Genomic DNA, 22696 nt, shown 5'->3' with positions numbered 1-22696 from the left:
TGGGCGAACAGGCGCCGGAGACGCTGTCGGACGCCGTGATCCTGCTGCCCAACCGGCGGGCGGCGCGGGCCTTCACCGGCGCCCTGTCCAAGCTGTCCCAGGGGCGTCCCGTCCTGCTGCCGCAGGTGAGGCCGCTGGGCGATCTGGAGGAAGACGAGCCGCCCTTCACCCCCGGCGCCCTGGGCCTGGACCTGCCGCCCGCCATCGCCCCGCTGACGCGACGCTTCGAAATGGCGCGCATGATCGTGGAGCGGTTCGACAACGACCTGACGGCGATGCGGGCGCTGGACCTGGCCGACGCCCTGGGCGGCTTTCTGGATTCCTGCCAGCTGGAAGAAGTCCCCGAGCCGGAACGCGTCGCCCGCCTGGTCGAGGGCGAAATGGCCGAACACTGGGAACGGTCGGCCGAATTCCTGGGGCTGGGGGTCAGGGCCTGGCCAGAGCGCCTGAAGGAACTGGGCCTGGTCGATCCGGCCTGGCGGCGGGCGACCCTGCTGCGCCGCCTGGCCGAGCTGTGGGACGCCCATCCGCCGGCCCAGCCGGTCATCGCCGCCGGTTCGACCGGCACCATGCCCGCCGCCGCCGACGTCCTGGGCGCCGTGGCGCGCGCGCCGCTGGGATGCGTCGTCCTGCCGGGTCTCGACATCGAGTTGGACGAACAGGTCTGGCGCCAGATCGACGCCGACAACGAACAGCATCCCCAGCGCGCGCTGAAACGCCTGTTGGAGCGCCACGACATTCCCCGCGAGGCGGTCCGCCCCTGGTTCCGTCCCCAGCCTTCCGCCGCCGCCGAACAGAAGGGCATGGCCCGCCAGCGTCTGCTGAACGAGGCCTTGCGCCCCGCCGACGCCACCGGCGACTGGCGCGACGCCATCCGGGCCATCCGCGTCCGCGCGGCCGAGGCCGGTCGGTCCAGCGACCCCATCGCCGAGGGGCTGGAGGGCCTGTCCGTCCTGACCCTGCGGCACGACGAGGAGACCGCCGCCGCCATCGCCCTGATGATGCGCGAGACGCTGGAAACACCCGGGAAGACCTGCGCCCTGGTGACGCCGGATCAGGGCCTGGGCCGCCGCGTCGCCGCGCGGCTGGAACGGTGGGGCGTCGTCGCCGACGCCTCGGCGGGTCAGCCGCTGAACCGGATGCCGGCCGGCGTGCTGGTCGACCTCTGCGCGCGGTGGATGGCGGCGCCGACCGACCCGCAGGTGTTGCTGGGGCTGTTGAAACATCCGCTGGTCCGGCTGGACCTGGGCGAAGTGGATGCCGTCCGGGCGGCCGCCGCCCTGGAGGACATGGCCCTTCGCGGCCCGCGCCAGTCCAGCTTCGAACGGCTGAACGCCAGGCTGGACGCAGCCCTGACGGCGGGCCGCGATGGCGCGCCGGCGCCACAAGGCCGCGTCAGACGTCACGCCGAGGCGCGCGCCCTGTCGGCCCGCCTCGAAACTCTGACGACGACCGCGCAGTCCGTCTTCGCGCCCGAAGCCGCACTGGATGCGGCCGCGCGCGCCCTCACGAGCCTGGTCGAGGCGCTGGCGGGTCAGGAGGCCTGGGCCGGGCCGGACGGGGAGGCCGCCGCCGCCCTGTTGTCGAATCTGATCACCGGCGGGGCGTCGCTGGGCGCCGTGCGGCCCGAAGACCTTGTCGAACTGGTTCAGGAGCTGCTGGCTGATTCCGTCGTCCGTACCGGCGGGGCCACTCATCCATCGCTGCGGATTCTGGGGGCCATCGAGGCGCGCCTGGTCCGCGCTGACCGCATGATCCTGGCCGGGCTGGAGGAAGGCGTCTGGCCGCAGGGTGCGCCGGTCGACCCCTTCCTGTCGCGGCCGATGCGAAAGGCGCTGGGCCTGCCGCCCCCCGAACGCCGCATCGGCCAGAGCGCCCAGGATTTCATACAGGCCGCCTGCGCCGGCGAAGCCATACTGATCCACACCGAACGGCGTGGAGGGCAGCCGGCCGTGCGCTCGCGCTGGCTGTGGCGGCTGGACATGCTGGCGCGCGGAGCCGACGCCGAGACGACGCCCGTGGCCGTGCCCGCGCCCGCCCAGCTCGCCGAATGGACCCGCGCGATGGACGCCCCGGCCCGACCCACGCCCGATTACGCCCGCCGTCCGGCCCCGACGCCGCCCGTGGACCGGCGGCCGCGCGAGCTGCCTGTCACAGGCGTGGAGCGCTGGGTGCGCGATCCCTATGCGGTCTACGCCCAGCGCATCCTGGGTCTGAAGGCGCTGGAGCGGCCCGGCGCATCGGCCGAGGCGATGGCGCGCGGAAACGCCATCCACGCCGCCATCGAACGCATCGTCCACACCTGGCCCGACGCCCTGCCCGACGATTGTGCCGACCAGATCGAGGACTTCCTGCACGAGGCCCTGACCGAGGCCGGGTTCGAGGACGCGGCCCTGGCGCGCGAGCGGCCCCTGGCGCGCAACTGCGCCCGCTGGCTGGAGCGGTTCGAGCGCGAACGTCGCGAACGCGGGGCGACCCTGCTGATCGAACAGTCGGGGGCCCTGGCCTTCGACGCGCCGGAGGGCCCCTTCACCCTGACCGCCCGCGCCGACCGGATCGAGCTGGATGCGACCGGCGCGGCGGTGATCGACTTCAAGACCGGATCGACGCCCAGCCAGAAGCAGGTGATTCAGGGTTTCGCGCCGCAGCTGACCCTGACCGCCGCCATCCTGGCCGAAGGCGGCTTTTCCGCCCCGCCGACCGAGGCCAGCGAACTGCTCTACGTCAAGGTCACGGGGCGCAAGGAGCCGGGCGTCGTCACCGACGTCTCCCGGCAGGGGCGCGGCAACACCCTGTCCGCCGCCGATCTGGCCGCGCGCGAGCTGGAACGGCTGAAGCGGGGCGTCGAGGCCTTCGACGACGAAGCCACGCCCTACGCTTCGTGGGTGGCGCCCCAGTTCATGGGCAACTTCGGCGGCAACTACGACCACTTGGCGCGCGTGTGGGAATGGCACGTCGTGGGCGGCGAGGACGAGGCGCCCGAATGACCGACCCGTCCTCCCTCGATCCGAATCCCGTGGACCTGGCCCACGCTCACCAGGCGATCGCCGCCGATCCCGCTCTGTCGATCTTCGTCACCGCCAACGCCGGCTCGGGCAAGACCACCACCCTGGTCAGCCGGGTGGCGCGCCTGCTGCTGAAACGGGTGAAGCCGGGCGAGATCCTGTGCGTCACCTACACCAAGGCCGCCGCCGCCGAGATGCAGGCCCGGCTGTTCCAGCGGCTGGGCGAATGGGCCGTGGCCGACGACCGCGCCCTGGCCGAGGACCTGGCCCGGCTGGACGGGCGCGATCCCGGCGATCTGAGCGACGCCGAACTGTCCGAGGCCCGCGTCCTGTTCGCCCGCGCGCTGGAGACGCCCGGCGGACTGAAGATCCAAACCATCCACGCCTTCTGCGAAAAGCTTTTGCGGCGCTTTCCGCTGGAGGCCGGGGTCGCGCCCAGCTTCGAGGTGCTGGAGGACCAGGCGGCGTTGGCCCTGTCCCACGCCGCGCGCGAGGACCTGGCGCGGCACGCCCTGAAGGACGGCGACGGCCCGATCGGCGCCGCCTACGCCCATTTCGCGGTGGAGCTGGCCTGGAGCGACTTTCACGCCCTGCTCGACGCCATCGAGGCCAAACGCGAGCCGTTGCTGGACTATCTGGCCCGGATCGAGGCCGGGACCGCGCCGGGGCCGCACGCCCTGTGCGGCGTCGCGCCTGGCGAAACGCCTCAGGCCATAGAGGCCGACTTCATGGCCTGGCTGAACCCCGAAGACTGGCGGGCGGCCGCCGACGGTTTCGCCACGGGCGGCGCCAACGACCAGAAGCTGGCGGCCCAGATGCGCGCCGCCGTCCCGCCCGAGACGACGCTTCAGGCCATGACGTCGATCTTCATCGATTCCAAGGGCGTGGCGCGCGACAAGTTCGGCACGTCGAAGGCTCCGCCCGACGCGACGACCTATCTGGCGGACGTCTCATTGAAGTATCTGTCGACGCTGGACCGGGCCCGCGCCGCGCGTGTCGCGGACGAGACGCGCAAGGTCCTGACCCTGGCGGGCGTCCACGCCGCCCTGTACGAGGCGGCCAAGCGGGCCCGGGGCGCGCTGGACTTCACCGATCTGGTCGGACGCACGGTCGAACTGCTCACCAGGCGCGCCACCGCCGCCTGGGTGCTGTACAAGCTGGACGGCGGGATCGAGCACGTGCTGATCGACGAGGCCCAGGACACGGCGCCGGACCAGTGGGCCATCGTGCGCGCCCTGACCGAGCCCTTCTTCGCCGGCGACGGCGCGCCCCGCCGCGACGCCGCCATCCCCCGCACCGTCTTCGGCGTCGGCGACGAGAAGCAGTCGATCTATTCCTTCCAGGGCGCCCGGCCCGAACGGCTGAGGCAGGAGGCGCGGGCCTATGACGCCCTGGCGCGCGCGGCGGGCGCCGAATTCCGCGAGGTGCCGCTGGACACCTCCTTCCGCTCGACGCCGGAGATTCTGGCCTTCGTCGACGCGGCCTTCGACAGCCTCGAGCGCACGCGCGCCCTGGCGGGGGACGCCGGCGACATCGCCGTGCACCGGCCCGCGCGCGCCGGCCAGGCGGGCTCGGTCGATCTTTGGCCCCTGTTCGAGGACCCCGCCACGCCCGACCGCGAGGCCTGGAACGCCCCCGTCGACAAGGAAGACAGCCGCAGCGCCAGAAAGCAGCTGGCCCAGGCCCTGGCGCGCGAGATCGGACGCCAGGTGAACGAAGGCGTGGCCATCCACGACCCCGATCGGCGCGGGGCGATGCGCCCCGTCCGCTATGGCGACTTCCTGGTGTTGGTGCGCCGACGCGACGCCACCTTCGAGGAAATCATCCGCGCGCTGAAGGCCGAGGGCGTCCCCGTCGCCGGGGCCGACCGGCTGAAGCTGTCCAGCCACATCGTCTTCGACGATCTGGTCTCCCTGGCGCGGTTCGCCCTCTATCCCGACGACGATCTGTCGCTGGCGGAGATCCTGCGCAGCCCGTTCTGCGACATTCCCGACTTCGGACCGGACCATGCGCTCTATCCGTTGGCGGACAAGGTGGCGCGCCAGGGGCGCGGCCTGTGGCGGGCCCTGCGGGACCGCGCGCACGAACATCCGGCCTGGACCGAGGCCCGCGTCCTGATGGAGGCGCTGATCGCCGCGCGCGACCGCGATCCCTTCGCCTTCTTCTCCCTGGCGCTGAACCGGATCGGTGCCGACGGCCGCTCGGGCCGGGCGCGAATCCTGGATCGTCTGGGGCGCGAGGCCGAGGAGGCGATCGACGAGACCCTGGCTCAGGTCCTGGCGGCCGAGGAACGGGGCGGGCGCGACCTGGAGACCTGTCTGAACCTGCTGGAACAGGCCGATGTCGAGGTGAAGCGCGAGATGGAGGGCGCGCGCGATGAGGTGCGCGTCATGACGGTTCACGGCTCCAAGGGGCTGGAAGCGCCCATCGTGATCCTGCCCGACACGACGTCGAAGGCGAAACCGCAAGGGCCGACCCTGATGCCCGCCGCGCTGGACGACGGAACGGAGGCCTGGCTGATGTGCCCGTCCAGCGCCAAGGCCGACTGCGCCGTCTCGGCCCAGGTGCGGCAGGCGCGCGTGGATCGCACCGACGCGGAATCCCTGCGCCTGCTCTATGTCGCCCTGACCCGCGCGCGGGACCGGCTGGTCGTCATGGGCCGCAAGACCCGTTCGCCCAAGGAAGGGTTCGAGGCCGGCAGCTGGTGGGACGTGATCGCCGGAACCTTCGAGCGGCTGAAGGCCGAGGGAAGGGTGCGTGATCTTCCCGAGGGTCGTTTGCGGTTTGGACCAGATCCCGACGCGAGCGCACCGGCCCCGACCGCAGATCACGCGCGAGCCGTCGTTCCCGACTGGGCCAAGCGCCCGCCGCCCGCCGACGCCGCCGCCCGCTTCGCCTCGCCGTCGCGGATGGAAGGGTCGATCCGCATTCCGGCGCCCTCTCCCCTGGCCCAGGCGGGGGGCGGCCAAGGATCCGGCGCGGCCCTGGGCCGGTTCCGGCGCGGCGACCTGATCCACCGCCTGTTGGAGCGCCTGCCCGACATCGCCCGGGCCGACCGCCCCGACGCCGCGCGCCGACTGCTGGCGCGGGAGGTCGATCTGGACGAGGTTCAGCGCACGGAGATGATCGCCGCCGCCTTCTCGGTGCTGGACGACGACCGCTTCGCCCCCGTCTTCGGCCCCGGCTCGCGGGCCGAGGTCGCCCTGACCGGATCGGCGCCCGAACTGCCGCCCGGCGTCGCGATCAACGGCCGCATCGACCGGTTGGTGGTCACGCCCGAGCGGGTGCTTGTGGTCGACTACAAGACCAACCGCCCCGCCCCCGATGTGATCGAGGCGGTCGATCCAGCCTATGTGCTGCAGGCGGCGGTCTATGCGGCGGTGCTGAGACGGCTCTATCCCGAACGCCCGGTGGAGGCCGCCCTGGTCTGGACCGATGGCCCCAAGCTCATGCCCATCCCCGAACCGATGCTGAGGGCGGCGCTGGCCAGCGGTTGATTTGCCCGCGATTCGCTCCCACATCTGCGACTGAACCCGGACGCATCCGGCCAACTCTCATTCGCGCTCAGGCAGCGAGGCCCCGCGGGCCGAGCGCTGGCGCCCCAAGGAGCCATTTCATGGCGACAGTCAAGGTCACCGACGAAAGCTTCGACGCCGACGTCCTCAAGGCGTCCACCCCGGTCCTCGTGGATTTCTGGGCCGAATGGTGCGGCCCGTGCAAGCAGATCGGCCCGGCGCTGGAGCAGATCGCCGACGAACTGGGCGGCCAGGTCACCGTGGCCAAGGTCAACATCGACGACAGCCCCATGACGCCCTCCAAGCTGGGCGTGAAGGGCATTCCGACCCTGATGCTGTTCAAGGACGGCCAGATGACCTCGATGAAGGTCGGCGCCATGCCCAAGGGCAAGATCGTCGAATGGCTGGCCGAGGCCGGCGTCAAGGCGGACGCCTGATCGGTTTCGCGATTTGCGTAATCTCGAACGCCCGTCGGTTCGCCGACGGGCGTTCTGCTATCAAAGGGAACTGCGCACAAGCGGAGCCGTTTGACGGCCGTGAAGATGCGTCGTCTTTCCCTTGTCATTCTGTCCGGCGCCGGCCTGGCCCTGGCCCTGGCCGCTTGCGCCACGTTTCAGCACGGGCCGGTAGGCAACCCCTCCGTGCCGAAGCCCGCCAAGGCGGTCGATCTCAGTCGTTACGCCGGTCTCTGGTACGAAATCGGCCGATATGACAACGGCTTCGAGCGCGGCTGCGAAGGCGTCACCGCCCAGTACGCCTCGCGGCTCGACGGGCTGATCGACGTGCGCAACGCCTGCCGGCGAGGCGGTGTCGACGGCGAACTCAAGGTCATCGAGGGAAAGGCCAAGGTGGTCGAGGGCAGCGGCAACGCCAAGCTGAAGGTGTCCTTTTTCGGTCCCTTCTATTTCGGCGACTATTGGGTGCTCGATCGCGCTGACGACTATTCCTGGTCGATCATGGGCGAGCCGCGCGGCCGCTATCTGTGGCTACTGACGCGCGATCCCCGGCCTTCCCAAGAAATGCGCGATCGACTGCTCAGACGGGCGTCTGAGCTGGGGTACGACACCTCTCTGATCCGCCCTACCCGCCAGCCGCCAGCGGCCTAATACCGGTCAGTCCGGCCAGGTGTCCCGGCTGGCGCCCAGCACTTCGCCAGCCAGATAGAGCGAGCCGCAGATCGCCACGCGGCCGGCGCCGAAGCGAAGGGCCATGTCCAGGGCTTCGGCGACAGAGCCGGCGGCGGTCGCGCCCAGGCCATGCCCGCGCGCCACCGCCGCAAGGGCGCCCGGTTCGGCCGCCGCGCCCTCGAAGCCGACGGTGAAGATGGTCGCGCCCGTGTCCTTCAGCGCCTCGAAGAAGCCGCCCTGGTCCTTGTTGGCCAGCATGCCGCAGATCAGGGCCAGGGGACGGGGCGCGCGCGCCTGCCGCTCGGCCAGGAAGGCGGCCAACGCCCGCCCGGCGTGGGGATTGTGCCCGCCGTCCAGCCACAGTTCGGCGTCCGCCGCCCGGGCCGCCTCGCCATAGGGGCCGGCGATGATCCGCTGCAGCCGCGCCGGCCAGCGCGCCGTGCGCAGGCCTTCGGCGATGGCGGCCTCGGGCAGGTCCAGCTCAAGCGCCGCCGCGATCGCCAGGGCGGCGTTGTCGATCTGGTGCGTCCCCGCCAGCGCCGGCGCCGGCAGGTCCATGAACAGGTCCGCCGTCTGAAAGGCCAGGCCGCCGCGTTCGGCCCAGGCGTCGAAGTCGACCCCCAGCACCGTCAGCCGCGCTCGTACGTCGGCGGCGCGTCGTTCGATGGCGGCCATGGCCTCCTCGCGCTGGCGGCCGATCACCGCCGGCGCCCCGGCCTTCAGCACGCCCGCCTTCTCCGAGGCGATGACCGCCAGATCCGTGCCCAGGAACTCGGCGTGGTCGTAGTCGACCGGCGAGATCACGCTCAACAGCGGGCGCTCGATGACGTTGGTGGCGTCCAGCACTCCGCCCAAGCCCACCTCGACGATGGCCAGGTCGGCGGGGGTCTCGCTCATGGCGACGAAGGCGGCGGCGGTGGTGCTCTCGAACACGGTCGCCTGGCCGGATACGGCCTCGATGCGATCCAGCACGGCGTTCAGCGCCTCGTCCTCGATCAGCCGCCCGGCCAGGCGGATGCGCTCATTGAAGCGGACAAGGTGGGGCGAGGTGTAGGCATGGACGCGAAGGCCCGCCGCCTCGGCGATGGCGCGCAGGAAGGCGACGGTCGATCCCTTGCCGTTGGTGCCCGCCACATGGACCACCGGAGGCATCCGGTCCTGTGGATCGCCCAGCGCCGCGCACAACGCCCGCATCCGATCCAGCGACAAGTCGATACGTTGCGGATGTCGGGCGCGCAGCCGTTCGGAGATGGGGTCCACGGCCGTCAGGCCGCCTGGCGCGCGCCGCCCATCAGCATGGACAGGATCTGGCCCAAGGCGCGCGGCAGGTCGACGCGGGCCACGACCTGATCGACCATGCCCTTCTCCTGCAAGTATTCGGCGCGTTGGAAGCCCGGCGGCAGCTTTTCGCGGATGGTGGCCTCGATCACGCGCGGGCCGGCGAAGCCGATCAGGGCGCCCGGCTCGGCCAGGTGGACATCCCCCAGCATGGCGTAGGAGGCCGTCACCCCGCCGGTCGTCGGGTCGGTCAGGACCACGGCGTAGGGCAGGCGGGCGTCCTTCAATTCCTCGATAGCCAGGGTGGTGCGCGCCATCTGCATCAGCGACAGGGCGCCCTCCTGCATCCGCGCCCCGCCGGCGGCAGTGAAGCAGATCAGCGGAACCTTGCGCGACACGGCCTCGCGCGCGGCCTTGATGAAGGCCTCGCCCGCCGCCATGCCCAGCGATCCGCCCATGAAGGTAAAGTCCTGGACAATCACGACCGCGTCCTGGCCGCCCACGGCGCCGACGCCGATGGCCATCGTATCCTTGCGGCCCGCCGCCTTGCGCGCGGCGTTCAGACGATCCTTGTAGGGCTTGCCGTCCGAGAACTTCAGCGGATCCTCGGGCACGTCCGGCGTGTCGACCGCCTCGTAGCGCCCGTCATCGAAGGTGAAGCGCAGCCGCGTGGGCGCGTCGATCCGCATATGCCGGCCCGACGGCGTGACCCACAGCGACGCCTCCAGGTCCGAGCGATACAGCATCTCGCCCGTGTCCGGATCCTTGACCCACAGATTGTCAGGGGTCTCGCGGCGGGAGACGATCTTGCGGACGCCTGGCGCGAAGCGGCTCAGCCAGCCTCCGCGCTTTTCCTGTTGCGGCTTGTTCTTGTCGACCATGGCCGGCCCTTTAGACGGTTTCCGCGGGGGACGCACTAGAGGCCGCGGACCGAACCGCGTCGCCCAGCGCCTTGACCCTGGCCAGAACGCGCGGCGCGACCGCTTCGTTCGCTTCCAGGGCCGCGGCGACCTCGTCCACCAGGGCCGAGCCCACGACCACGGCGTCGGCGACCCGCGCGATCTCGGCGGCGCGTTCGGGCGTCTTGACGCCGAACCCGACCGCGACAGGCAGGCCCGAGGCCTTTCGCACGCGTTCGACGGCCGGGGCGACGGCGGCGGCCTCGGCTTCCTTGACGCCCGTGACGCCCGCGACCGAGACATAATAGACGAAGCCCGACGTGCCTCGAGCGACGACCGCCAGGCGCGCGTCGTCCGAGGTCGGAGTGGCCAGGCGGATCAGCGACACAGAGGCCCTGTCCAGCGCCTCGACCAGCGGCGCGGCCTCTTCGGGCGGGCAGTCCACCACGATCACGCCGTCGACGCCGCAGGCGGCCGCCCGCTCGGCAAAGACGTCGTAGCCCAGGTTCTCGATCGGGTTCAGATAGCCCATCAGGATTATGGGGGTGTCGGCGTCGCCCTCGCGAAAGGTGCGGGCCAGTTCCAGCGTCGCGCCCAGGCCGAAGCCGGCCTTCAATCCGCGCAGCGCCGCCTTCTGGATCGGCGGCCCCTCGGCCATCGGATCGCTGAACGGAAAGCCCAGTTCGATGATGTCGGCCCCGGCGGCGGGCAGGCCTCTGAGTATTTCCAGAGCCTGGTCGCGGTCGGGATCGCCGCCCATCACGTAGGCGACGAAGCCGGCGCGCCCCTCGGTCTTCAGGGCCTTGAAGCGGGCGTCGATGCGGGCGGTGGTCATTGCGGCTCGGAGGCTTGGGGCGTGGCGGAAGGCGCGGATGCGCAGACGTCGCCGGGCACGGCGGCGAAGGCCAGATAGCCGGGCTCGGCCCCGGTCGTCGGCTTGTCCTGGTCATAGAAGGCCAGCATTTGCAGGCCGTCGCAGCCGCCGGCTTCGCGCCGCCGGATGAAGATCACCCGATTGTCGTCGCCGCCCGCCGGAAGCCAGCCCAACTCCTGGAAGCGGGCGATGTAGGCGTCGCCCAGCCCACCGATCGCCGACAGCGGCGCGGTGACGCAAAAGGCGATGTTGGCCAGTTCCGGTCGCGGGCCACAATCAGGCGCGGCCGCCGCGCCGGGCAGGACGAGATCGGCGGGCGTCGGCTGGGCGTTCGCGGGCGGGGCCTGCGTCGCTTGGTCGAGCGCGGCGACCGAGGTCGGCGAGGCGGCGGACAGGGTCAGAGCGGCAAGCGCCGCCAGGGTCTGGATCACAGTTCGACTCCCAGATGACGGGCGACCTGGAAAATATCTTTGTCGCCGCGTCCGGACATCAGCAGCACGACATCGCCGCCCTCGCCGACTTCGCGCGCAACTTCCCCCGTGCGCGCCAGGGCGTGGGCCGGCTCCAGCGCGGGAATGATCCCCTCCAGCTTCGAGCACAGCTGGAACGCCTCCAGCGCCTCGGCGTCGGTGGCGGACCGGTATTCGGCTCGGCCGATGTCATGCAGCCAGGCGTGTTCCGGCCCGATGCCCGGATAGTCCAGACCGGCGGAAATAGAGTGGCCCTCGACGATGTTGCCGTCGTCGTCCTGGAGCAGATAGGTGCGGTTGCCGTGCAGCACGCCGGGCCGCCCGCCCTTCAGGCTGGCCGCGTGGTCGGGGGTGTCCAGGCCGTAGCCGGCCGCCTCGACCCCGACCAGGCGCACGGCCTCGTCGCCGATGAAGGGATGAAAGGCGCCGATGGCGTTCGATCCGCCGCCGATGCAGGCCACCACCGCCTCGGGCAGCTTGCCCATCTGCGCCTGGGACTGACGCTTGATCTCCTTGCCGATGACCGACTGGAAATCGCGCACCATGGCCGGATAGGGGTGCGGACCCGCCGCCGTGCCGATGATGTAATAGGTGTCGGCGACATTGGTGACCCAGTCGCGCATCGCCTCGTTCATCGCGTCCTTCAGCGTCGCCGCGCCGGCCGTGACGGGAAAGACCTCGGCCCCCAGCAGACGCATGCGGAAGACGTTGGGCTGCTGCCGCTCCACGTCCACCGCGCCCATATAGACGGTGCAGGGCAGGCCGAACCGGGCGGCGACAGTGGCGCTGGCCACCCCGTGCTGGCCCGCGCCGGTCTCGGCGATGATGCGGGTCTTGCCCATGCGGCGGGCCAGCAGGATCTGCCCCATGCAGTTGTTGATCTTGTGCGCGCCCGTGTGGTTCAGGTCCTCGCGCTTCAGCCAGATCTTGGCCCCGCCGAAATGCTGGGTCAGGCGCTCGGCGAAATAGAGCGGGCTTTCGCGACCGACGTAGTGGGTCAGAAAGCCGTCCAATTCGGCCTGGAATGTCGGGTCGGCCTTGGCCTGGGCATAGGCCGCGTCCAGCTCGTGGATCAGCGGCATCAGCGTCTCGGCCACGAACCGGCCGCCATAGGGTCCGAACCGCCCCTGTGCGTCGGGCCAGGCGTAGGTGTTGGGCAGGGGCGTATCGGTCACGAAGTCAGCTTTCACGCAGGCGGCGTCGGAATTACGACCGGCGCACGGCCCGGATGAAGGCCGCGATCCGGCCTGGGTCCTTAACACCGGGCGCGCTTTCCACGCCAGAGGACACATCCACCATCGGCGCGCGAGAAATTCTCAAGGCTTCCGATACGTTTCCGGGCGTCAGCCCTCCGGCCAGGAACCAGGGATGGCGAAACGCCCGGTCCGCCAGCAGCGTCCAGTCGAAGCTGAGACCCACCCCGCCCGGCAGGTGCGAACCCTCCGGCGGGCGGGCGTCGAACATCAGGTGGTCGGCGTGATAGTCCCATTCGTCGGCGGCGGCGAAGTCGTCCGCCCATCGGATCGGCAGGGCCTTGACGACGCCCGCCCCGGTCAGGCGGCGCACGTCCTCGGACCGCGCCGGCGTCTCCGACCCGTGCAGCTGGATCAGGTCGGGCTTCAGCGTGCGCGCGATCTCTTCCAGCAGGGCGTCGTCCGGGTCGACCGTCACGGCCACGATGCGGGCCCGCCCCCGCGCCCGTTCGAACAGCGCCGCGGCGGTCTCGGGCGCGATGTGCCGCGGGCTCTTGGGAAAGACCACCGCCCCCACGAAATCGGCTCCGCCGTCCAGGGCGGCGTCCAGCGTCTCAGCCGTCGTCAGGCCGCAGATCTTGATGGCGGCGGAGACGGAATGGCTGGACATGGCCATCGAGATAGCCATCGGCCGGACCGAAGTCCATCACGGGCGATAGAGGTCCGCATCCGGGTCTCGGCGGCCGCGGATCGCCCGCCCGACCACCTGCGAGGCGATGACCGAATAGGTGATGCCGTTGCCGCCGAAGCCCATGACCGCGTGGACATGGTCCATCCCGTCCACCGGCCCGATCTGCGGCAGGCCGGTGACGCTTTCGCCGAACGCCCCCGCCCAGGCGTAGTCGACGTCGAACGCCAATCCCGGCAGCAGGGCCGAAAGCTTTCGGGCGATGGTCTGGCACTTGGACTTCAGCCGCGACCCGTCTTCGTGGGCGGTCGCGGAATCCTCGTCTTCGCCGCCCGCGATCAGGCGGCCGTCCCGCGCCATGCGGAAATAGAGGTACGGATCGGACGCTTCCCACACCAGGGTCTCGCGCAGCCACGGCGGGCAGGCGGCGCGTTCGCACGAGGCCAGCGCCCAGGTGGAGACGACCTTGGCGTCCGGCGTGGGGACGCCTTTCGGGAATTCATAGCCGCAGCAGAAGACAACATGGCGCGCCCGCACCGCGTGGCCCGTATCGGTTAGCAGGGTCACGCCTTCGGGATCGCTGATCGCCTCGTTCACCTCGACCGGCGACCAGACCCGCGCGCCCTGCTCGATGGCGCGCCGCAGCAGGCCCGCCGCCAGCCGTGCCGGATCGGCGCTGGCCGACCCCTCTGACACGATGGCGCCGGTCCGTTCTATGCCGTAGGCGTCGCGCAGGTCCGCCGCGGCGAGATAACGGCTTTCCAGTCCGATCGCCGCGCGGGCCTCGGCCTCGGCCTCCAGCGCGCGATGGCCGTGGTCGTCGCCGGCCAGATACAGGGTCCGCTTCGGCTTCAGCCCACAACGGATATGTTCATCGGTCACGATCGCCTCCAGCGCCCGAACCGCCTCGCGCGAGCGACGGTAGGCGCGACGCGCCTTGGCCGGACCGATGCGGTCGGACAGGGTCGTCAGCGGCAGGTCGATCTCCCACTGCAGCAGGGCGGTGGAGGCGATGGTCGATCCCATCAGCGGCCGCCGTCGGTCCAGCACCGCCACCGAATGATCGCGCGCCAGTTCGTGGGCCATGAAGGCGCCGCTGATCCCCGCGCCCACGACCGCAACATCGACCGCGATCGCCTTTTCCAGCGGCCGGGTCTGCACGCCCAGACCGGGACTGTCCGCCCACAACGAGCGGCCTGTCCGCAAATCCCTTCGGGTGGTGGCGCCGGTCATGTCGAACTCCGCATCAGCGGAGCGATAGGGCGTCAGGCGGCCGTCGGTTCCGCGAACAGGGCGGCGATCTCGGCGGGCGTCAGCAGACGCCAGGCGCCGGGGGGCAGGTCGTCGGGCAGCGCCAGCCCGCCCAGCCGCTCGCGGTGCAGGGCCTCGACGTGATTGCCGACGGCGGCGAACATCCGGCGCACCTGGTGATAGCGGCCTTCCGTCACCGTCAACCGCGCCTCGGTGGGAGAGAGAACCTCCAGCGTCGCCGGCGCCAGGGGCTTGTCCTCGCCTTCCAGCACCAGTTCGCCCGAGGCGAACAGGGCGGCTTCCGTCCCGACCAGCGCACGGGCCAGAACGGCACGATAGACCTTGGCCACATGGCGTTTGGGGCTGATGACCCGGTGCAGCAGGTCGCCGTCGTCGGTCAGCAGCAGCAGACCCGTGGTCTGCTTGTCCAGTCGCCCGATGGTCGAGACGGCCGGATCGCGCCGACGCCAGCGGTCGGGCAGGACGTCATAGACCAGCGCCCCCTCTTCCTTGTGCGAACAGGTCATGCCCAAGGGCTTGTTCAGCATCACGACCAGGCCCGGCACGGGGTCCAGCGGCTCGCCGTCGATTTCCATCCGCGACGGCAGGTCCGGGGTGACCGCGATGCGTGTCGACACGTCCGTCAGGTCCACGCCGTCGAGAACGACGCCGCCGGCCTTGGCCATGCGCGCCATCTCGGCTCGCGAGCCATAGCCCATCGAGCCCAGCAGCCGATCGACGCGAGAGGTCGGGACTTTTTTCATGCGCTATCGCCCTTTGGGCTGCTTGAGCGCGGTCACTTCACCGCCTCGAACAGCTTGTAGCCGCCGTCGTCGGCGACCAGGCGCACGTGCTTGAACGCCGCCGCCAGCTCGGCCTCGTAGGGCAGGTGGCGGTTGGCCACGATCCAGGCCGCGCCGCCCTTCCTCAGCAGTTCGGCCGCTTTCCTGACGAAGGCCTGGCCCAGCCGGCGGTCCTCCGCGCCGCCGTCGTGGAAGGGCGGATTGCTGACCACGAAATCTCTGTCGCCCTTGGCCTCCAGCGTGCGGGCGTCCGACCACCAGACCTTGGCGCGGGCGTCCTCGATGTTGCGGCGCGCGGCCTGGATGGCGCGGCGATCCAGGTCCACCAGCTTCAGCTTCGTCACCTCGGGCGAGCGCAGCACGACCGTCGCCAAGGCGCCGTAGCCGCAACCCAGGTCGACGCCGTCGCCCTTCATCGGCGGCAGGTGTTCGGCCAGCAGAGCGGTGCCCGGGTCGATCCGGTCCCAGGCGAAAATCCCAGGCTGCGACCAGGCCTCCAGCCCCGGCACGACCTGCGGGCCGCCCGCCTCGACCGCCGCCTGGATCGCGGCGTCCAGCCCCTCGGCCGCCTCGGGGCGGATGACGACGCAGCGCCGATGGTGCGCCTTGGCCGTCTCGGCGACCTCGAGCCCGAAGGCCTTCAGTTCCTTGCCCAGCCGCGATCCGCCCTTGTCCTTGGGCGCCATGACGTCCAGCCGCCCGCCGGCCTTCAGCGCCCGCAACGCCAGGGCCAGGACATAGCGCCGTTCCAGCACGCCGGGCGGCGCATAGATCATCACGGCGTCCGCCGATCCGGCCGCCTGCGCCTCCAGGGCGGCCGAATCCGGGATCAGCGGCGAGGTCTGGGTCGCTTCGCCGGGCGGGTCGAACACCGCCGGCGGCCGTCCGTAGAGCAGCACGTTCATCTCAGAACCCGGCCTGCAGCAGGGCCAGCCCCACGACGCCGACCACGATCCGCCACCAGGCGAACGGGGCGAAGCCGCGCCGCGACACGAAGTCCAGCAGGAACCGCACCACCGCCAGGGCCGAAACGAAGGCGACGACGAAACCCACGACGATCAGGCCGATATCGCTGAAATCCAGCACCGCGCGATTCTTGAACAGATCATAGGCCACCGCCGCCCCCATCGTCGGCAGGGCCAGGAAGAAGCTGAACTCGGCGGCCGAGCGCTTGTCCGTCTTCAGCAGCAGGCCGCCGGCGATGGTGGCGCCCGAACGCGACACGCCCGGGATCATTGCCAGACACTGGAACACGCCGATCAGGAAATAGACCCGCATCGGATAGGCATTGGCGTCCAGCCATTGGGGCCGCTTGTCCATCCGGTCCAGCGCCAGCAGGATGACGCCGCCGACAATCAGGGCGATGCAGATCACCTGGGGCGTCTCGAACAGCACCGTCTTGATGAAGTCGTAGGCTAGGAAGCCGATCACCACCGCCGGGGCGAAGGCGACCAGCAGGCCGATCAGGAAGCGCCGGGCCTCGGGGTCGAAAGGCCAGCGCGTCGCCAGCGTCCACAGCCGGCGGAAATAGACGCTGACGATGGCCAGCAGGGCGCCAAGCTGGATGACGATCTCGAAGGTCTTGCCGGCGCTCTCGAAGCCCATGAAATGGCCGAGCAGAAGCATATGGCCGGTGGAGGACACCGGAATGAACTCGGTCAGTCCTTCGACCAGACCCAGAATGATCGCCGCAAGCCAGTCCGACATGAAGATCCCGCTGAAGACCGGGATCAGTTCGCGCCCGGTTCGGGTCCCACATAGCGCAAGCGCGCCCGTATAGGCGAGCCGTCGATGACCTGGTCCAGCGCATGGGCGATCAGGCCGATCATCCGGCCCAGCATCAGCAGGTCGCCCGCCCCCGTCGGCCCCAGCTCCAGGCGGCGCGAGACAAGCGCCAGCGCCAGGCCGAAATCGGCCTTGCGTCCGCTGGCTCGCTCACCCTCGCTCCGGACCGCCGCCAACGCGTCGCCGAGATCGGCCGCCTTGAGCAGCGCATGGGCGCGCGGGTCGTCGGGCGTGACGTTCCAGCCGCCGAAGCCGGGCGGCGAGCCCCTCAGCGCCATCCAGCGCCGCGCCGCGCCTTCGGGATCGCGTCGCGCCTCCCCCACGTAGGCCGCCACTTCGTCGAGCGCACACAGGGTCGAGCCTTCCAGCGTCGTCAGGCCCGCCAGAACGGCCCCGGCCAGCGGCGCTCCGCCGGCCGCGGCGGAACGGGTCGCCAGCACCGCGTCGCTCAGCCCCGCCTCGGCGCCGAGGATCAGCGCGCGTCGGATCAGATGGCCGTCCCGCTCGGAGACCTTGAAGCCGCGCATCAAGCGTTGGTGGAAATAGAGACGCGGCCCCGGGCCGGACAGGCTGTCGACCGCTTCGTTCAGCAGGCCGCCGGCCTCTCGCTTGAGGCTCTGAACGTCGTGGGCGCGCACGGAGCGGTCCTCGGTCAGGCGCCGCCCCAGAACCGCCAGGATGCGCCGCCGCGCGGCCCCGCCCACGATCGGGTCGATGCGCGGCTTCAGCCCTGCGAAACAATCGCCCGGCCGCGTGTCCCACAGGCGCCGGGCGACCTCTTCAACCGTCGCCTGTTCGGCCAGTTGGACGGCGTCCAGACCGCGATAGAACAGCCGCCCGCCCGCGAACAGAGAGACCGAAGAGGTCAGGTCCGCCTCGCCGCGGGCCGCGGCGCCCTGCGCCTGCCGACCCGTCGCGCGCTCCTCCGTTTCCTTGCCGCACAGTCGCGCCACGTCGACCGCCGCGTAGAGGCTCCGTCGCGGCTGCAGGGGGTCCGGCCGCGCCGCGATCCGGCCCCGGCTGACGTAGGCGTACAGGGTCTGCGCCTTGACGCCCAGGCGCATCAGGGCCTCGCTGCGGTCGATCCAGCGTCGATCCTCGTCCATCGCGCGCGCCCCCGTGATCGAATGACGAGAAACGACATAGCGGCGTTTTGTGTCTTTAACCCTAACGTGCGCGCCGTCTCGGTTGGCTTTCGACACCGATTGCGCGACAAGGTCGAAACCATGACTACGCCCGCCCCCCTCGACGACGCCAATCTCGCCACGCGGCGGATTACCCGTCTGTCGGTCGGGGTCGCCGTGGTGCTGATCGCGCTCAAGGCTTTCGCCCTGGGGGCGTCCGGTTCGGTCTCCATCCTGGCCAGTCTGACCGATTCCGCTCTGGACCTGGCCGCCTCCCTGGCGACCTTCTTCGCCGTGCGCTGGGCCGCCGCCCCGCCGGACCCCGAGCACCGCTACGGCCACGGCAAGGGCGAGGCCCTGGCCGCCCTGGTCCAGTCCGGCCTGGTGTTCGCCTCGGCGATCTTCATCGGCTGGGAGGCGCTGCAGCGGGTGCTGGATCCCCGTCCGGTGACGGCCGGCGCCTGGGCGACCGGCGTGGTGATCGCCTCGATCGTCATCACCGCCGGCCTGGTCTTTATGCAGACGCGGGCCCTGAAGAAGACCGGCTCCCTGGCCGTGGCGGGCGACCGCGCCCACTACGCCGCCGATCTGGCCGCCAACGCCGTGGTTCTGGTCGGCGTGGTTTCCGGCGCCTTCCTTGGCGCGCCCGGACTGGACGCCGCCGCCGGCCTGGTGGTCGCGGTCTGGCTGTTCTGGGGGGCGGTCGGAATGCTGCGCGCGGCGGCCGATCATCTGCTGGACCGGGCTGCGCCGGAACAGGACCTGACCGCCATCACCCGCGCCGTCCTGGAAGACCCCCGCATCTCGGGCGTGCACCAGCTGCGCACCCGCATGGCGGGCCAGGTGATGATGATCCAGATGCACGTCGACCTGGACCCCGCCCTGACGCTGGAAGCCGCCCACGCCATCGTGGTCGAGGCCGAAACGCGCGTGCTCAGCCATTATCCGACCGCCGACCTGCTGATCCACGCCGATCCGCGCGGCCTGGATCAAGCGCGAGACGGCGTCCAAGCCGCGACGCCGGCCCAGCCTCTCGATGTCGCGCCGCCTGATTCCGACGTTCCCGCCGAGGCGGTCCGGGCGCCGGCCGCGCCGAAGGGGCCGTGGTCCTGACGCGGTAAACGCGCGTTTAACGGGTGTCGGCGCATCTAGCGTCGATGGCCCAGCCCTGCGTTCTCTATCATTTCGCCTTCCACCCCGCCTCGCGCGCCGCGCGCCTGGCGCTGGGAGAGGCGCGCATCGACTGGACAGACACTCCCGTGCGGCCGTGGGAGCCGGACTGCCCCCTGGGCGCGCTCAATCCGTCCGGAATGCCGCCGGTGATTCAGGCGGCCGATCGGGGACGCGAGCTGACGCTGTGCGAACTGCCGGCGATCCTGGGCTGGATCGAGGACCAGCAGAAGGCGCCCCTGCTGCTGTCCGCCGACCTTGCCGAACGGGCCGAGGCGCGCCGTCTCATGACCTGGTTCGCGAGCCGTTTCACCGACGAGGTCGACGCCGTCCTGCTGCACGAACGGATGGAGAAGCCCCTGCTGAAGCTGGGTCCGCCCGAGGCGCGCGCCCTTCGCGCCGGTCGCGACGCCCTGAAGGCGCATCTGGCCCTGTTGGACGAGATCGCCGGCGCGCGGGACTGGCTGGCAGGCCGGCGGCTCAGCCAGGCCGATCTGATCGCGGCGGCCCATCTGTCGGTGCTGGACTATTTCGGCGAGGTGTCCTGGGGCGCTTGGCCGGCGCTGAAGACCTGGTACAGCAAGATCAAGTCGCGCCCCTGCTTTCGACCTCTGCTGGCCGACCGCTTCATCGGCGTCGCCCCCGCCCCGACCTACGCCGACCTGGATTTCTGATCGTCTTCTGGCCGTCTTCAGGCCGCCCAGGCGTTCGGCGTATCGGTCTCCACGCGGAAGCCGGCGACCAGGTCGGCCAGGCGGTCCGCTTCCTGGCTCAGGGCCTGGTTGGCGGCGGTGGTCTGTTCGACCATGGCCGCGTTCTGCTGGGTCGTCTGGTCCATGTGGTTCACCGCCGTGTTGATTTCGGCCAGGCCCACGGCCTGTTCGCGGGCCGAGGCGGCGATCTCGGCCGCCAGGCCGTTGATCTGGGCCACCTGGCCGATCAGGGCGGTCAGGGCGCCGCCCGTGCGCGCCACCAGGCGCGCGCCTTCGCCGACGCTGGCGCTGGAGGCGCCGATCAGCGCCTTGATCTCCTTGGCCGCCTCGGCCGATCGCTGGGCCAGGGCCCGGACCTCCGACGCCACCACGGCGAAGCCGCGCCCGGCCTCGCCCGCGCGGGCCGCCTCGACGCCGGCGTTCAGGGCCAGCAGATTGGTCTGGAAGGCGATCTCGTCGATGACTCCGATGATCTCGCCGATGCGGCCCGAGGTCGTCTCGATCTCGATCATGGCGGCGGCGGTCTCGGCGATGATCTGCTCGCGCGCCTCGGCGCCGGAGCGGGCTTCGGCGGTGATGGCGGCGGCCGACTGGGCGCCCTCGGCGGTCTTTTTCACCGTGACGGTGATCTGGTCCAGGGGGGCGGCGGTCTCTTCCAGGCTGGCGGCCTGGCGCTCGGTGCGGCGCGACAGGTCGTCGGTGGCGGTCGTGACCTCGGCGGTGCCCGCGCGCATGGCCTGGACCAGGTCCACAATGTCGCCCATCGTCTGGCCAAGCGCGTCCATCGCGGCGTTGTAGTCGTCCTTCATCTGGCGGCTGCGTTCGACGAAGTCGACGCGGATGCGATGGGTCAGGTCGCCGCGCGCCAGGGATGACAGGCCTTCGCCCAGGGCCGCCACGACGACGGCGTCCTCTTCGGCGATCCGGTGACGTTCCTGTTCGGCGGCGATGCGATTGGCCTTGGCGGTCTCGCGCAGGGCCTCGGCCTCGGTCTCCATCTCCAGTCGCTTGACGGCGGCGTCGCGGAACGAGACCACGGCGCGGGCGATCTGGCCGATGTCGTCGCTGCGTCCGGCCCAGGGCACGCTGATTTCCAGCCGTCCCTGCTGCAGCGCCTCCATCCGCTGGCGCAGCTCGCCAAGCGGCGCGAACATCCGCCGCGACAGATAAAGGCACCCGCCCAGAACGACCAGGGCGACCACCGCCCCGACGCCGAACAACGCCAGCAGCATCTGGTTCACCGTGGCCATGAAGTCGGCCTGGGGGATGCCGACGTAAAGCACGCCGACGACGGCGCCCGAAGCGTCCTTGATCGGGTCGTAGGCGACGAAATAGGGCTTGCCGAGAATGTCGGCCTGGCCCCGATAGGGTTTGCCGTCACGCAGCACGGCGTCGTACACGGGGCCGGGATTGAGCTTGGTGCCAACGGCGCGCGAGCCGTCGTCCTTCTTGACGTTGGTGGTGATGCGGGTGTCGCCCTGGAAGACGGTGGCGGTGCCGCCCACCAGGGTCTTGATCCGGTCCACCGGCTCGACCAACCCGTTCAGCGGCGTGGAGCCGACGTAAAGCCGGCCGTCGCGCGCCGAGAACGCCGATCCGTAGTCGCCCAGCACATCCCAGGCGACGCGCATGTTGGCGTCCTGCCGCTCGGCGGCCATCAGGCGCGCGTCCCTGGCCATCATCCAGCCGGCGACGATCGTCAGCGCCAGGGCCACGACCGTGACCGACGCGACGACCATGAGAGCCGTCTTGTTGGCCAGGGAAAGAGATCGAAACGTCATGCGCGGCCCCCATCGGCGGTTCCCACGCACCGTGACGGCCAACGGTTAAGAACCGCCGAAGCCAGTCAGATCAGGGCTTTCAGCCTGTAGAGCGTTTCCAGCGCTTCGCGAGGAGTCAGCGCGTCGGGGTCCAGATTCAGCAGCGCCGTCTCGGCAACCGAAGGGCCGCGCGGCGGCTCCGGCTCGGCCAAGGCGAAAAGGGGCAGGTCGTCCAGGCGGGCGGCGGCGGCCTTTTCCCCCTCCAGCCGCTCCAGCACCGAGCGGGCCCGCGCCACCACCGAGGCGGGCACCCCGGCCAGTTTGGCCACCTGCACGCCATAGGACCGGTCGGCCGCCCCCGGCGCCGCCTCGTGCAGGAAGACCAGTTCGCCGTTCCACTCTCGCGCGACCATGGACAGGTTGCAGACGTGGTCCAGCCGCGTCTCCAGCTGGGCCAACTCGTGATAGTGGGTGGCGAACAGGGTGCGGGCGCGATTGGTCTCGTGCAGCGCCTCGGCCGTGGCCCAGGCGATGGCCAGGCCGTCGTAGGTGGCGGTGCCGCGCCCGATCTCGTCCAGCACGACGAAGCTCTGCGGCGTCGCCTGGGTCAGGATGGCGGCGGTCTCGACCATCTCCATCATGAAGGTGGAGCGGCCCCGCGCCAGGTCGTCGCCGGCCCCGACGCGACTGAACAGGCGATCGACCACGCCCAGCCGCATCGATCGGGCGGGCACAAAGGCGCCGGCCTGAGCCAGGATCACCAGAAGAGCGTTCTGGCGCAGGAAGGTGGATTTACCGGCCATGTTCGGGCCGGTGACGATGGCCAGCCGGGCGCAGTCCTGGCCCGATCCGTCCAGCCGGGCGTCATTGGGCGTATAGGGATCGCCCGCCGCCTTGACCGCCGCCTCGACCACCGGATGGCGTCCGGCCTCGACGGCGAAGACCAGGGTGTCGTCGACCACTGGCCGGGTGGCTCCGACCTCTTCGGCCCACTCGGCCAAGGCGGCATGGGCGTCCAGTTCGGCCAGGGCCTCCGCCACG

General features: G+C 70.8%; 19 protein-coding genes. 6 read left to right on the top strand and 13 right to left on the bottom strand.

The window, feature by feature from the left end:
• The 4 genes from addB to B2U11_RS15355 all read left to right on the top strand — a co-directional run.
• Positions 1 to 2987: double-strand break repair protein AddB (gene addB, locus B2U11_RS15370; RefSeq protein ID WP_292073040.1), on the top strand; the 2987-nt coding region annotated here is incomplete at its 5' end.
• Complete coding sequence (addA, locus tag B2U11_RS15365) at positions 2984 to 6502, top strand: double-strand break repair helicase AddA (RefSeq protein WP_292073039.1); 3519 nt, start codon at positions 2984 to 2986, stop codon at positions 6500 to 6502. The genes addB and addA, both read left to right, overlap by 4 nt.
• A gap of 119 nt (positions 6503 to 6621) precedes the next feature.
• Positions 6622 to 6957 (top strand): thioredoxin, encoded by a 336-nt coding sequence (gene trxA / locus B2U11_RS15360; RefSeq protein ID WP_292073037.1) that lies wholly within the window; start codon positions 6622 to 6624, stop codon positions 6955 to 6957.
• A 105-nt stretch (positions 6958 to 7062) separates the two neighbouring features.
• Entirely contained in the window at positions 7063 to 7626 is a 564-nt protein-coding gene (locus B2U11_RS15355) for a lipocalin family protein (protein ID WP_292073035.1), read from the top strand.
• Positions 7627 to 7632: 6 nt separating this feature from the next.
• On the opposite strand, the gene B2U11_RS15350 is transcribed toward B2U11_RS15355, so the two are convergent.
• Genes B2U11_RS15350 through B2U11_RS15300 form a run of 11 tightly spaced genes read right to left on the bottom strand, consistent with a single transcriptional unit; the run spans position 7633 to position 17994 of the window.
• Entirely contained in the window at positions 7633 to 8907 is a 1275-nt protein-coding gene (locus B2U11_RS15350; protein ID WP_292073034.1) for a bifunctional folylpolyglutamate synthase/dihydrofolate synthase, read from the bottom strand.
• 5 nt (positions 8908 to 8912) lie between these two features.
• A complete protein-coding gene (locus tag B2U11_RS15345) occupies positions 8913 to 9806 on the bottom strand; it encodes an acetyl-CoA carboxylase carboxyltransferase subunit beta (RefSeq protein ID WP_292073033.1) in 894 nt (297 codons plus the stop codon).
• Between the two features lie 10 nt (positions 9807 to 9816).
• Positions 9817 to 10659 (bottom strand): tryptophan synthase subunit alpha, encoded by an 843-nt coding sequence (gene trpA, locus B2U11_RS15340; RefSeq protein ID WP_292073032.1) that lies wholly within the window; start codon positions 10657 to 10659, stop codon positions 9817 to 9819.
• Positions 10656 to 11129 carry a hypothetical protein gene (locus tag B2U11_RS15335; protein WP_292073030.1) on the bottom strand — a complete coding sequence of 158 codons (474 nt, stop codon included), beginning with the start codon at positions 11127 to 11129 and terminating at the stop codon, positions 10656 to 10658. Before B2U11_RS15335 ends, trpA begins: the two co-directional genes overlap by 4 nt.
• Positions 11126 to 12343: a tryptophan synthase subunit beta gene (gene trpB / locus B2U11_RS15330; protein ID WP_292073029.1), complete on the bottom strand. Its 1218-nt coding sequence runs from the start codon at positions 12341 to 12343 to the stop codon at positions 11126 to 11128. Before trpB ends, B2U11_RS15335 begins: the two co-directional genes overlap by 4 nt.
• Positions 12344 to 12374: 31 nt before the next feature.
• Positions 12375 to 13037 (bottom strand): phosphoribosylanthranilate isomerase, encoded by a 663-nt coding sequence (locus tag B2U11_RS15325; RefSeq protein ID WP_292073042.1) that lies wholly within the window; start codon positions 13035 to 13037, stop codon positions 12375 to 12377.
• Positions 13038 to 13067: 30 nt separating this feature from the next.
• Positions 13068 to 14282, bottom strand: coding sequence for an NAD(P)/FAD-dependent oxidoreductase (locus B2U11_RS15320; protein ID WP_292073027.1), 1215 nt, complete (start codon positions 14280 to 14282; stop codon positions 13068 to 13070).
• A 32-nt stretch (positions 14283 to 14314) separates the two neighbouring features.
• On the bottom strand, positions 14315 to 15064 hold the full coding sequence (locus B2U11_RS15315) for a pseudouridine synthase (RefSeq protein ID WP_292073025.1): 750 nt from the start codon (positions 15062 to 15064) through the stop codon (positions 14315 to 14317).
• A 32-nt stretch (positions 15065 to 15096) separates the two neighbouring features.
• Positions 15097 to 16008, bottom strand: a complete 912-nt coding sequence (locus tag B2U11_RS15310) for a class I SAM-dependent methyltransferase (protein WP_292073023.1) — start codon at positions 16006 to 16008, stop codon at positions 15097 to 15099.
• 1 nt (position 16009) lies between these two features.
• Entirely contained in the window at positions 16010 to 16810 is an 801-nt protein-coding gene (locus B2U11_RS15305; protein ID WP_292073022.1) for an undecaprenyl-diphosphate phosphatase, read from the bottom strand.
• A 23-nt stretch (positions 16811 to 16833) separates the two neighbouring features.
• Positions 16834 to 17994, bottom strand: coding sequence for a citrate/2-methylcitrate synthase (locus B2U11_RS15300; RefSeq protein ID WP_292073021.1), 1161 nt, complete (start codon positions 17992 to 17994; stop codon positions 16834 to 16836).
• Positions 17995 to 18114: 120 nt separating this feature from the next.
• Here B2U11_RS15300 and B2U11_RS15295 point away from each other — a divergent pair, with 120 nt between their 5' ends.
• Entirely contained in the window at positions 18115 to 19125 is a 1011-nt protein-coding gene (locus B2U11_RS15295) for a cation diffusion facilitator family transporter (protein ID WP_292073017.1), read from the top strand.
• A 44-nt stretch (positions 19126 to 19169) separates the two neighbouring features.
• Positions 19170 to 19856, top strand: coding sequence for a glutathione S-transferase family protein (locus tag B2U11_RS15290; protein ID WP_292073015.1), 687 nt, complete (start codon positions 19170 to 19172; stop codon positions 19854 to 19856).
• 17 nt (positions 19857 to 19873) lie between these two features.
• On the opposite strand, the gene B2U11_RS15285 is transcribed toward B2U11_RS15290, so the two are convergent.
• Together B2U11_RS15285 and B2U11_RS15280 are read right to left on the bottom strand one after the other, a co-directional pair.
• Positions 19874 to 21676 (bottom strand): methyl-accepting chemotaxis protein, encoded by a 1803-nt coding sequence (locus tag B2U11_RS15285; RefSeq protein WP_292073013.1) that lies wholly within the window; start codon positions 21674 to 21676, stop codon positions 19874 to 19876.
• A gap of 65 nt (positions 21677 to 21741) precedes the next feature.
• Positions 21742 to 22696: MutS-related protein (locus B2U11_RS15280; RefSeq protein ID WP_414632978.1), on the bottom strand; the 955-nt coding region annotated here is incomplete at its 5' end.

It is taken from the genome of Brevundimonas sp. UBA7534, assembly GCF_002479325.1.
Lineage (GTDB): Bacteria > Pseudomonadota > Alphaproteobacteria > Caulobacterales > Caulobacteraceae > Brevundimonas.
The sequence above is the reverse complement of the archived record's forward strand: the minus strand, read 5'-3'. Positions and strand labels throughout refer to the sequence as shown.